The organism is Faecalibacterium sp. AM43-5AT, assembly GCF_003603345.1.
Taxonomy (GTDB): Bacteria; Bacillota; Clostridia; order Oscillospirales; family Ruminococcaceae; genus Faecalibacterium; species Faecalibacterium taiwanense.
The window spans coordinates 235,925-247,327 of record NZ_QVGZ01000002.1; the positions used below are offsets into that span (position 1 = coordinate 235,925).

At 58.6% G+C, this 11,403-nt stretch carries 10 protein-coding genes; 6 read left to right on the forward strand and 4 right to left on the reverse strand.

Annotation, left to right across the window (positions count from 1 at the left end):
* Positions 1 to 58 precede the first annotated feature (58 nt).
* From DW937_RS05045 to DW937_RS05070, 6 genes are all read left to right on the forward strand, one after another.
* Positions 59 to 1,000, forward strand: a complete 942-nt coding sequence (locus DW937_RS05045) for an ABC transporter permease (RefSeq protein WP_005944540.1) — start codon at positions 59 to 61, stop codon at positions 998 to 1,000.
* The gene (locus tag DW937_RS05050; protein ID WP_120120313.1) at positions 1,000 to 2,031 is read left to right on the forward strand and encodes an ABC transporter permease; all 1,032 of its coding nucleotides are present in this window, start codon (positions 1,000 to 1,002) and stop codon (positions 2,029 to 2,031) included. The genes DW937_RS05045 and DW937_RS05050 overlap by 1 nt, the downstream gene beginning before the upstream one ends.
* 12 nt (positions 2,032 to 2,043) lie before the next feature.
* The gene (locus DW937_RS05055) at positions 2,044 to 3,096 is read left to right on the forward strand and encodes an ABC transporter ATP-binding protein (protein ID WP_120120314.1); all 1,053 of its coding nucleotides are present in this window, start codon (positions 2,044 to 2,046) and stop codon (positions 3,094 to 3,096) included.
* Between the two features lies 1 nt (position 3,097).
* Positions 3,098 to 4,027: an ATP-binding cassette domain-containing protein gene (locus DW937_RS05060; protein ID WP_120120315.1), complete on the forward strand. Its 930-nt coding sequence runs from the start codon at positions 3,098 to 3,100 to the stop codon at positions 4,025 to 4,027.
* A gap of 226 nt (positions 4,028 to 4,253) precedes the next feature.
* Positions 4,254 to 5,987 carry a class I adenylate-forming enzyme family protein gene (locus DW937_RS05065; protein WP_120120316.1) on the forward strand — a complete coding sequence of 578 codons (1,734 nt, stop codon included), beginning with the start codon at positions 4,254 to 4,256 and terminating at the stop codon, positions 5,985 to 5,987.
* Positions 5,988 to 6,191: 204 nt separating this feature from the next.
* Positions 6,192 to 7,229: a GDSL-type esterase/lipase family protein gene (locus DW937_RS05070; RefSeq protein ID WP_120120317.1), complete on the forward strand. Its 1,038-nt coding sequence runs from the start codon at positions 6,192 to 6,194 to the stop codon at positions 7,227 to 7,229.
* A 66-nt stretch (positions 7,230 to 7,295) separates the two neighbouring features.
* Here the strand turns inward: DW937_RS05070 and DW937_RS05075 are convergent, their stop codons facing one another.
* From DW937_RS05075 to DW937_RS05090, 4 genes are all read right to left on the reverse strand, one after another.
* The gene (locus DW937_RS05075; protein ID WP_120120318.1) at positions 7,296 to 8,966 is read right to left on the reverse strand and encodes an ABC transporter ATP-binding protein; all 1,671 of its coding nucleotides are present in this window, start codon (positions 8,964 to 8,966) and stop codon (positions 7,296 to 7,298) included.
* A gap of 1 nt (position 8,967) precedes the next feature.
* Positions 8,968 to 10,698: an ABC transporter ATP-binding protein/permease gene (locus DW937_RS05080; protein WP_120120319.1), complete on the reverse strand. Its 1,731-nt coding sequence runs from the start codon at positions 10,696 to 10,698 to the stop codon at positions 8,968 to 8,970.
* Entirely contained in the window at positions 10,695 to 11,099 is a 405-nt protein-coding gene (locus DW937_RS05085) for a MarR family transcriptional regulator (RefSeq protein WP_120120320.1), read from the reverse strand. The genes DW937_RS05080 and DW937_RS05085 overlap by 4 nt, the downstream gene beginning before the upstream one ends.
* Before the next feature lie 110 nt (positions 11,100 to 11,209).
* On the reverse strand, positions 11,210 to 11,392 hold the full coding sequence (locus DW937_RS05090) for a FeoB-associated Cys-rich membrane protein (protein ID WP_120120321.1): 183 nt from the start codon (positions 11,390 to 11,392) through the stop codon (positions 11,210 to 11,212).
* Positions 11,393 to 11,403: the final 11 nt, after the last annotated feature.

Below are 11,403 nucleotides of genomic sequence, written 5' to 3' on the forward strand. Positions count from 1 at the left end.
AGATTTTGCGTTATTCTATACTTATCTGTATTTATAAAGAAAAGAGAGGTGCACAGCTATGGTGCAATATCTCGCAAAACGCATCGGGCGTTCCATTCTGACCCTGTTCGTCATTGTGACGCTGGTGTTCTGCCTGCTGCGGCTCATGCCGGTGGAAGGCTACTTTGCAAACTACGAAAAAATGACCGAGGCACAGATCCAGGCCGGTTTGCAGTCCATGGGCCTGCTGGACCCGCTGCCGGTGCAGATCGGCCATTTCTGGCGGGATGCGCTGCACGGTGATCTGGGCGTGAGCCACATTTACAAGCTCAACGCTCCCGTGACCAGGATCCTTGCCCAGAAGCTGCCCATTTCCATCGAAATGGGTGTGCTGGCCATGCTGCTGAGCCTTGTGCTGGGCATCCCGCTGGGCCTTGTCATGGGCCGTTATAAGGGCCGCTGGCCGGATAAGCTGGGCACGGCATTCATCGTGCTCATTCAGGCGGTGCCTGCGGCAGTGTACTTTTTGTATATCCAGATGTACGGCACCACCGCCATGGGCGTGGGCCTGCTGTTCGATGCCGCCAACTGGCGCTATTGGGTGCTGCCGGTGTGCAGCATGAGCCTTGCAAACCTTGCGTTCTACGCCATGTGGCTGCGCCGCTATATGGTGGACGAGAGCAACAAGGACTACGTCAAGCTGGCCCGCGCCAAGGGCGTGAGCGAGAACAATATCGCCCTGCACCACGTATTCCGCAACGCCATGGTGCCGCTGGTGCAGTACATTCCCTCCGCATTCCTGAACACCGTCGTCGGCTCCATCTACATCGAAAGCCTGTACAGCATCCCGGGCATGGGCGGCCTGCTGGTCACCTGTGTGCAGCGCCACGACAACACCATGGTGCAGGGCATCGTGCTGCTGTACGCCTGCGTGGGCATCATCGGCCTGATTTTGGGCGATGTGCTCATGGTGCTCATTGACCCCCGCATCAACTTTGGCAAGAAAGAAGGTGGACGCTGATGCTCTCTTTTCTGAAACGCGAAAAATCGAAGCAGCTGGAGGATCAGCTGAATGCTGCTCAGGCACAGCGCCGCACCGGCTGGGAAAATCTGCCGGAGGATGAGCTGTTCACCCCCGCCGGGTTCAGTGAGGAACAGGCCGAAGCCACCGCCAGCTCCAACTACAGCTACTGGGGCAGCACCTTCCGTGCCTTTTTCAAGAACAAGTTCGCCGTGGCCCTGCTGATCGCGCTGGCAGCTGTGGTTGCCTTTGCATTCATCCAGCCCCACCTGCCCGGCCAGGCTGACCCGAACCTGTGCGCCGTGGACCCTGTGACCGGCATTCAGTACCGCAACATCGCCCCCGGGCAGGACGGCTTTATCTGGGGTTCCAACTCCATTGGTCAGGACCTGTGGGCACGCATCTGGGCCGGTGCACGCACCAGTCTGACTATCGCCTTCTTCGTGGCCCTCATCGAAGCTGTGGTGGGCATTACCGCCGGTGTGCTGTGGGGCTATGTGCGCGGGCTGGACTTTGTGTTCACCGAGCTGTACAACATCTTTGATAACATCCCCACCGCCATTGTGCTGATCCTGATTTCTTACGTGGCAACGCCCAGCATCTGGACCATGGTCCTTGGCATGGCCATCAAGGGCTGGATCGAAATGGCACGCTTCATCCGCAACCAGATCCTCATCATCCGCGACCGGGATTATAATGTGGCTTCCCGCTGCATCGGCACGCCCACCATCCGCATCGTGCTGCGCAACCTGCTGCCCTACCTCGTCTCGGTCATCATGCTGCGCATGGCCCTCACCATCCCGGAAGCCATTGGCAACGAGGTGTTCATCACCTACATCGGTCTGGGCCTGTCCGTGGAGACCCCCTCGCTGGGCAACCTGGTCAACGACGGCCGCAAGGTGATGATGCAGGCCGGGCTGCGCTACCAGCTGCTGTACCCCACCCTCATCCTGAGCTTTGTTACCATTGCGTTCTATCTGATCGGCAACGCTTTCTCGGATGCTGCCGATCCGAAGAACCATCTGCAGTAAGGAGGGGATATCATGGAACACAACCAGCTCATTCTCTCCGCAAAAGATGTCAACATCCAGTTCAACCTGCGTGGAAAAGTGCTGCATGCCATCCGCGGCATCGACCTTGACCTCTATCAGGGCGAAGTGCTCGCCATCGTGGGCGAGAGCGGCTCCGGCAAGAGCGTTTTTACCAAGAGCTTCATGGGCCTGCTGGATGCCAACGGCTCCATTACCAGCGGCACCATTGATTACTACGGCATGGCGGACGGCAAGCCGCTGCGCCTTTCTGACCTCAGAACCGAAAAGGACTGGCTGCGGGTACGCGGCCGAGAGATCGCCATGGTCATGCAGGACCCCATGACCAGCCTGAACCCGCTGAAGACCATCGGGGCACAGATCATGGAAGCCGTTGCCCTGCATCAGGGCTTAAAGGGTGCTGCCGCCAAGGAAAAAACGCTGGAATACCTGCGGGATGTGGGCATCTCTGACCCGGAAAAGCGCTTTAAGCAGTACCCGCACGAGTTCTCCGGCGGCATGCGCCAGCGTGTGGTCATTGCCATTGCAGTGGCCTGCAGCCCCAAAATTCTGATCTGCGACGAGCCTACCACCGCACTGGACGTGACCATTCAAGCCCAGATTTTGCAGCTTTTGAAGGAGATGCGGTTCAAGTACGATCTGACCATCGTCATGATCACCCACGATCTGGGCGTTGTGGCAAACATTGCAGACCGCGTGGCTGTGATGTACGCAGGCGACATCGTGGAGATCGGCACTGCTGACGAAATTTATTACGATCCCCGCCACCCCTATACATGGGCACTGCTTTCCAGTATGCCCCAGATGGGCGTGAAGGGCGAGGACCTGTTCAACATCGTAGGCACACCGCCAAACCTGTTTGCGGAAATTCGCGGCGATGCTTTTGCGCCCCGCAACCCGCAGGCGCTGAAGATCGATTTTGTCAAGCGCCCGCCTTACTTTACCGTATCCCCCACCCACAAGGCCAAGACATGGCTGCTGGACCCCCGGGCACCCAAGATCGAGCCGCCTGCTGCGGTAAAAATGCTGCGAGAGGAGGGGCTGTAAGATGGAAAATGAACGTGAAGTTCTTGTGGAAGTGAACCACCTGAACGTGACTTACGGCTCCGGCAAAAAAGCATATGAAGCTGTGCAGGATGCCAACTTTAAAATTTATAAGGGCGAGACCTTCGGCCTTGTAGGCGAAAGCGGCAGCGGCAAAACTACCATTGGCCGCGCCATCCTGCGCATTCTGCCCACCTCCGGCGGCGAGATCCTTTATAAGGGCCAGAAGATCAACGGCAGAATTTCCCGCCAGCTGGACAGGCAGATCATCAAAGAGATCCAGATGATCTTTCAGGACCCGCAGTCCTCGCTGAACGAGCGCGCCAAGGTGAGCTATATCGTGGGCGAGGGCCTGCAGAACGTCCGGCCTGATCTTTCCACCGCCCAGCGGGAGGAAAAGGTGCGTCAGGCTCTGCTGGACGTGGGTCTGCTGCCGGAATTTGCCTCCCGCTTCCCCCACGAATTTTCCGGCGGACAGCGCCAGCGCATCGGCATTGCCCGGGCCCTGATCGTGGAACCGGAGTTCATCATTGCCGATGAGCCCATCAGCGCACTGGATATGTCCATCCGTGCACAGGTGCTGAACCTGCTGCGCCGCCTGCAGAAGGAACGCGGCATCACCTACCTGTTCATCGCCCACGATCTTTCCGTGATGCGTTACATCTCCGACCGCATCGCCGTCATCCACAAGGGCCGCATCGTGGAGCTGGCCGAAGCTGAAGAGTTGACGGTCCACGCCATCCACCCCTATACCCGCAGCCTGCTTTCCGCCATTCCCATGCCGGACCCCCGCCGGGAGCGGCAGAAAAAGCTGCTGGTGTACGACCCCGCCATGCACGACTACTCCAGAGAGGCCCCCCAGTGGCGCGAGCTGCGGCCTGCGCATTTTGTGCTGTGCAGCGCCGCCGAGGCGGAGCAGTGGCTGCCGCGCTAACCCCTGACATTTCGGGCTGAATCGTTGTTTTACGGCTCTTTTACGCAACGTTCATAGTTTATTCCTTGACATTCTCAGACAGCTCCACTACAATAGAATCTGCATCATTGATTCTGATTTTTGAGTTATTAGCTTGTTCTGACCGACGGCTTTCATCTTTCTTGCAAAGCTGTCGGCTTTTAGCAATGAAAAGAAGAAAGAAAGAAAGAAAAGAGGACTTTATTCTATGACTACTGAACAGCGTGAACCGCTCTATGCGTCCACTGCGAAGCCCTGGCTGAAGTACTATGACCAGAAATACATCGACATGCCCCTGCCCAAGTGCAGCGCCTTTGAGTATCTCTGCCATCAGAACAAAAACCACCTGAGCGAGACCGCTCTGGAGTATTATGGCCGCAAATTCACCTTTGCAGACCTCTTTGTGAATGTCAAGAAAACCGCGGCCGCCTTCCGTGCTCTCGGCGTGAAGAAGGGCGACATCATCACTGTTGTCAGCGTGATGACCCCCGAGGTGATCTATGCCTTCTACGCTGTCGATATGATCGGCGCAACGCTGAATCTGGTGGACCCGCGCTACAGCGTTGAGGGCATCCACGAGTACATCGAAGAGGTAGATTCCCGCCTGCTGATCTGCCTGAATGTGACCTATGAGCGCTGCCACAAGGCAGAAAAGCGCACCAATGTGGAGCGCGTTCTGGTCATCAGCCCCGCAGACTCCCTGCCGCTGCATCTGGCCGTCGGCTACAAGCTGACCAACCCCGATAAGAACCGCTACAAGTCCAACGTGATTCACTGGAAGGACTTTATTGCACAGGGCAAGGATCAAAGCATGAATGCCGAGCCCTACGACCCGCAGCACGCCTGCGTGGTGGTGCACACCGGCGGCACCACTGGTTCGCCCAAGGGCGTTATGCTGACCGACGACAGCTTTAACTCTCTGGCCCACGAATTCATCGCCCAGAGCAACCTGTTCTGCCGCGGCCAGAAGCTGATGAACGTCATGCCTCCGTTCATTGCCTACGGCTATGCCTGCGGCGTGCACATGCCGTTGGTCATGGGCCTGCACGTCGTTATCATCCCCAATCTGGACCCCGACAAGCTGGGCGCACTGATCTGGAAGCACAAGCCCGAGCACATGTTCGGCGTTCCGGCCCACTACCAGCAGATGGCAGCTTCCCCGCTGCTCAAGAAGAAGGATCTCTCCTTCATCCGCAACTATGCTGCCGGCGGCGACTCGCTGCCGCTGGGCGCTGAGCTGACTGTGAACGAGTTCCTGAAGGCGCACAACGTGGAATATCCGCTGGCCAAGGGCTACGGCATGACCGAGGTCGCCTCTGCCGCTACCGTTGCCGCCGGCAACGTGACCAAGCCCGGCAGCGTGGGCATTCCCATGCTGAACACGGTGGTGTCCATTTTTGAGCCTGGCACCGAGACCGAACTGCCTATCGGTGAGCGCGGCGAGATCTGCATCTGCACCCCCACCGTCATGAAGGGCTACTACAATAAGCCCGAGGAGACCGATATGATCCTGCGCCGCCATGCAGACGGTCAGATCTGGGCACACACCGGCGATGTCGGCTACATGGACGAGGACGGCTTTGTGTATCTGGACTCCCGCATCAAGCGCATGATCATCCGTCACGATGGCTTCAAGGTGTTCCCGTCCATGATCGAGAACGTCATCAGCCGCCACCCGGCCGTGCATCAGTGCTCGGTGGTGGGCTGCACCGATAAGGACCATGTGCAGGGCCGTCTGCCTTTCGTGTATGTGGTGCTGGACCCGGAGGCCGACAAGAAGAAGCGCCAGATCGTGCGGGAGCTGCGCCAGCTGTGCAAGGAAGAGCTGCCGGAGTATGTGCAGCCGGTGGGCTACAAGTTCATCTCCGAAATGCCCTTTACCCCTGTTGGCAAGGTGGACTACCGCAAGCTGGAAGAAGAGATCACTCCCCGCGATTACTGATCCTGAACATCACCCATAGTTTTTCAGACACTGAGCTCTCCCGAAAGGGGGAGCTTTTTTGTATGGAAGAAACCGCAGAATACGGATGCAGCAATGGCCGCAATTTTTTGAATTTTGTCAGTTGACAATTTTTACTTTCCATTTTATCATAGAGACAACAGCTGTGCCGCACAGGTGCAGTCATTCCAGAAAGAAGGAATTACAATGAAAAACAAAAAGTTTGCCAGCTTTCTGGCCGCAGCGGCAGCGCTTGTGCTGCTGGCCATGCCTGCATTTGCTGCCGACGAACAGACGGAGCTGCCTGCCGCCGAAGCGGCAGAGGTGCAGCAGGAGCAGACCGCAGCGCCTGCCGAGCAGGAGACCGCCCTGCCCGCCGATGCCCAGACAGCCGGCGAACCGGAGCAGCAGCTCACCTATGTGGCGCTGGGCGACAGCATCACCTCCGGTGTCGGCCTTGCCGATATGAAATACAACATCGCCCAGATCGGCTACGATCTGCAGCCGAACTTTGAGGGCTACTCTTCCCAATGCTACACCGCCCTTGTGGGCAAGGGCCTTGGGCTGGACCGCCAGCACGCCATCAATCTGGGCCTGCCCGGCCTGATGAGCCCTGACATGGTGGATATGGTGCAGAACAGCGCCATGCCCAAGATGAATCAGGCTTCCGGCTCGTACTACGTCTACCCGGAATATCAGGAATATCTGCGCAAGGCCGATATCATTTCCATCCAGATCGGCTCCAACGACGCGCTGGTGCCCTGCATCGTAGGTCTGGGCGAGGCCACCAACTGGAAGAGCGAGCAGCTGGCCGGGCTGATGGTCAGCGGTGCCCTGCGTGATTTCAACTTCCAGAAGCTGGGGCTCTTCCTCGAAGCGCTGAACCGTATGACCCTTACCTTTGACGAGAGCCGCGCCACCAACCGCCTGCTGTTCCGCGGCATGGATGAGATCTGCGATCAGGCCTATACCAATGTGACCGCCAGCCTGCCGCAGATCGTGGCCAGTATCCGCGCACTGAACCCGGACGCAAAGATCGTGCTGCTGGGCTATACCAATCCCGTGCCTCTGCTGCCCGCATGGAACCGCTATTTCAGCAAATTGAACCGCTTTGCCAAAGACCTTGCCGCACAGGAAGGCCTGACCTATGTTGCCATTCCCCGTGCGCAGACCGCTGCCGACGGCCACCCCACCGTTAAGGGCCACCAGTACATTGCAAACCAGATTTTGAATGCTCTGAAGTGAGCTTTCCATCAAAAAAGCCTGTCTCATTTTTGCGAGACAGGCTTTTTTGTTTGCGCTGTTCTGTTTTCAGCTCAGCCGGCCGCTTTCCACCGAAAAGCTGATATCTGCCGCCGCCATGGTAGACTTGCGGTGGGAGACCAACAGCACCGTTTTGTCTTTGCACTCTGCCCGCACAGCCTTGAGGATCACGCCCTCATTCAGGCTGTCCAGATTGGAGGTAGGCTCGTCCAGCAGCAGGAAGGGTGCATCATGCAGGAAGGCACGCGCCACACCGATGCGCTGGCGCTCGCCGCCGGAAAGTGCACCGCCCAGCTCACCCACCGGGGTATCATAGCCCTTGGGCAGGCTGTGGATAAAGCCGTCCAGCGCAGCCTTTTTGCAGGCTGCTTCCACCTCTTCCCGGGTGGCATCCCGCTTTGCAATGCGGATGTTGTTCTCAATGGTATCGTCGAACAGCTCGGTCTCCTGCGTCACAAGACTTTCCTGTTCGCGCAGGGCGGCGGTGTTCACGCGGCGGATATCCTCTGCGCCAAAGCGGATGCTGCCGCTGGATACATCCCAGAAGCGCATCAGCAGCCGCAGGAAGGTAGACTTTCCGCTGCCGGAGCGGCCGGTGATGCCCACGATCTTCTTTTCCGGAATGGTCAGGCTCAGGTCATGCAGCACTTCCTCATTGGCATAGGCAAAGTTCACATGCTCTGCCGCAGCACCTGCAAATGCGGTGTCTGTGCCGTCGGTCACATCGGCGGTGACGAGCTGTTCGTCCAGCAGGTCCAGCACGCGGTCTGCGCTGGCGAACACCTGCGTCAGGCTGGCACCAAGGTTTGCCAGCGCCACCACCGGGCCAAAGGAGCTGAGGGCCGAAAGGGTGCACACCAGTACGCCTTCCACGTCCATTTTACCGCTCTGGTAAAGGTTCAGGCTCACACCCAGCACGGCCAGCACCGTAAGCAGGATCAAGGTGTTCGTGATGGCCACGGTCAGGCCCTCGCGGTATTTCATCGCCTTCTGCTTTTCGCCCAGCATCTCACTGTGGGCCGTGATGCCCTCGGCGCGGGCTGCAGTGTCCTGATACTGCAGGGTATCCTTCAGGCCGCGCAGGCTTTCCAGCACATAGCTGTTGGTATCGGCCAGTGCCTGACGGTACTCCCGGGCGGCACGGTCGCCGCGCTTTGCGCTCCACACCGGCAGGGCCACGCCCACCAGCAGATAGCCCGCCAGCAGCACCAGCGCAGGCAGGATGTGCCAGCTGCCCACAAAGCCCGTCATGCCGATGACGCAGATGCACGCGATGCAGATGGGCGAAATGGTGTGGGCATAGAACACCTCCAGCGCTTCGATATCGGCGGTGATGAGCGAGATCAGGTCGCCGCGGTCACGGCCTTCCAGCTTTGCAGGGGTCAGACGGCGCAGCGCCCCGAATACCTTATCGCGGATCAGGGCCAGCAGCTTGAAGGCGATATAGTGATTGGATGCCTGCTCTGCGTAACGCAGAACGCCGCGCAGCAGCGCAAACACCAGAATGCAGGCAAAGGCCGTGCCCACGGTCCTCACCGGGCTTGCAAGCCCCAGCGCACGCAGGATGCCAAAACCGCCGAAGATGGTAATGAAGGTGGCGCAGAAGTGGCCTGCCACACCCATCACGATCGCTGCCAGCATGATGGGCAGCATGGGCTTTACCAGTACGATCAGCCGTCCCACAATGGCAAAGGGGCTGCGGCGATTGATTTTATTCATATCAGGCATCCTCCTCTTCCAGTGTTTCCAGCTGTTTCTGGGCCGTAAACAGGCGGCTGTAGGCCCCCTGCTTTGCCAGCAGCTCGGCGTGTGTACCCTGCTCGATCACACGGCCATTGCTCATTGCATAGATGCAGTCGCTGTGCACCACGTTTGCCAGACGGTGGGAGATCAGGATGATCGTCTTTTTCCCAGCAAGACTGTGGATGGCCTGCATGATATCGTTCTCGCTCTCGGCATCCACGTTGGAGGTAGCCTCGTCGAAGAGGTAGATGGGCGTATCGTGCAGCAGGGCGCGGGCCATGGCAAGGCGCTGGCGCTGGCCGCCGGAAAGATTGCTGCCGCCCTCATGCAGAGCGGTCTGCAGGCCGTTCTGGCTGCGGCAGAAATCGGCCAGATTCACCTGTTCCAATGCCGCCCAGAGCTGTGCCTCGTCCGCGTCCGGCTTTGCCATGCGCAGGTTGCTCTCCACCGTACCCTTGAAGATGGCGGCGTTGTGAGGCACCAGCGTCAGGGTGCGCAGACGCTGTTCCTGCTGCAGCTCCTGCACCGGCACGCCGCCCAGCGTCACGCTGCCGGTATAGCCGGTGCGGCTGCCGGACAGCAGCGCCGCAATGGTGCTTTTGCCGCAGCCACTCTCACCCACCAGCGAGACAAAGCTGCCCTGCGGAATGGTAAAGGAGACATCGTTCAGGATGGTGCGGTCCTTCTCGTAGCCAAAGGTGACATGCTCAAGCTTCAGAGTCGTATTCTCTCCGGGCACGCGGTCACCATCGGCAGGCTCTTCCGCTGCCAGAAGCTTGAAGATCTTCTCTGCCGAAGCGGCACCGTTCATGGCAATGTGGAAGTAGCTGCCCAGCAGCCGCAGCGGCAGGAAAAAGTCCGCCGCCAGCAGCACGATGGTCAGTGTGGCGGTCAGGGTCAGCCGGCCTGCCGCAAACGCAGCCACCGCGCTGATGATGCCAAGGCCCGCACCGCCGTAAGCCATCAGGTCCATCAGTGTCACCGAGTTCAGCTGCATGGTGAGCACCTTCATGGTGATCCTGCGGAAGCGCTCGGCCTGCGCATTCATCTGCTCGTGCTTCCAGCCGTCGGCCTGATAAATTTTCAGGGTGGTCAGACCCTGAATGTTCTCAAGGAAGCTGTCGCCAAGGGTGGTGTATTCGCCCCAGTAGTTTGCCAGCAGCTTTTTGGCAAACTTCTGCACTGCCACAATGGACATGGGGATCAGCGGCACGCAGCACAGCAGGATGATGGCCGACCGTGCGTGCACACCCACCAGCAGCACAAACAGGGTAACGGGTGCCAGCAGGCTGTAAAACAGCTGCGGCAGGTATTTTGCAAAGTAGGTGTCGATCTGCTCCACACCTTCGCTGGCCAGCATCACCACCTCGCTGGTGGCCGCCGTCTCGGTGTAGTTGGGGCCAAGGCGGGCAAGCTTTGCGTAGATGCTGCTGCGCAGGGTGCGCTTGACATTCTTGGAAGCCTGATCGCTCATGGCCGATGCCAGCATGGTAAAGGCAAAGCGCATGGGCACCGTGGCAAGGCAGAGCACAAGGTTCTGCCACAACTGTGCACTGGTCAGGCTGCCCGCAAAGGCTGCGCCCACCAGCTGGGCAATGGCCCGCACAAAGATCACGTTGCACAGCATCCCCAGCCATTGGAAAGCCACATTGGCTCCCACATACCGCAGCGCACCGCGGTCAAAGGACAGCAATTTTTTGTTGATCACCGGGCTTTCTCCGTTTCTGCTTTTTCTGCATCACTGCCAAACAGACGCTCATATTCGCCGGTAAAGATGCGCTCCGGCAGTGCACTGGTCATGGCAAGGGCAGCGGTAAAGCGCTCTTCTTCGCTCAGCGGCTCACCGACCGGCGGGAAATGGGTCAGGATCGTTTTTAGCTCCCGATCCACCTGTTTTGCCACCCAGATGCCCCGGTCTGTCATATAGATCTTGCCGTAGTGCTCCTTTACGATCATGCCGCGCTCCATGAGCAGATTCATGATACGCACCACCGAGGGCTTGGTCACGCCAAGCTTTTCGGCAATGCTGCGGGAGCTGATATCCAGATGGGTCTGTGAGACTTCGTAGATCGCCAGCAGATAGCGCAGATGCGCCGACGTAAGTTCCATCCCGATCACTCTCTTTCGTTTTGATGTTACTCAAGGCTAACTTTTTTCTTTTGAAAAAAGGGCGCGAGCCGAAACTTCCAGCCCGCGCCCTTTGCGGATCATTTCAATGCTCAGTGACAGCCGCTGCAACCGCTGCAGCTGCCATTGCAGCCGCCTTCGCCGCAGCCGCTGCACCCACTGCAGCCGCCGCCATGCTTGTGGGAGTGCCATGTGATCCAGCCCACACCGCCAAACACGATAGCACCCACGATGATCGTCGGCAAATTAAAGTTCGCGGCGAGAAATTCCATCATACAAAACACAC

What these genes read in the sequence shown, in the direction of transcription:
- DW937_RS05045 (WP_005944540.1), top strand. Translation starts at nt 59, where the DNA reads ATGGTGCAATATCTCGCAAAACGCATCGGGCGTTCCATTCTGACCCTG.
- DW937_RS05050 (WP_120120313.1), top strand. Translation starts at nt 1,000, where the DNA reads ATGCTCTCTTTTCTGAAACGCGAAAAATCGAAGCAGCTGGAGGATCAG.
- DW937_RS05055 (WP_120120314.1), top strand. Translation starts at nt 2,044, where the DNA reads ATGGAACACAACCAGCTCATTCTCTCCGCAAAAGATGTCAACATCCAG.
- DW937_RS05060 (WP_120120315.1), top strand. Translation starts at nt 3,098, where the DNA reads ATGGAAAATGAACGTGAAGTTCTTGTGGAAGTGAACCACCTGAACGTG.
- DW937_RS05065 (WP_120120316.1), top strand. Translation starts at nt 4,254, where the DNA reads ATGACTACTGAACAGCGTGAACCGCTCTATGCGTCCACTGCGAAGCCC.
- DW937_RS05070 (WP_120120317.1), top strand. Translation starts at nt 6,192, where the DNA reads ATGAAAAACAAAAAGTTTGCCAGCTTTCTGGCCGCAGCGGCAGCGCTT.
- DW937_RS05075 (WP_120120318.1), bottom strand. Translation starts at nt 8,966, where the DNA reads ATGAATAAAATCAATCGCCGCAGCCCCTTTGCCATTGTGGGACGGCTG.
- DW937_RS05085 (WP_120120320.1), bottom strand. Translation starts at nt 11,099, where the DNA reads ATGGAACTTACGTCGGCGCATCTGCGCTATCTGCTGGCGATCTACGAA.
- DW937_RS05090 (WP_120120321.1), bottom strand. Translation starts at nt 11,392, where the DNA reads ATGATGGAATTTCTCGCCGCGAACTTTAATTTGCCGACGATCATCGTG.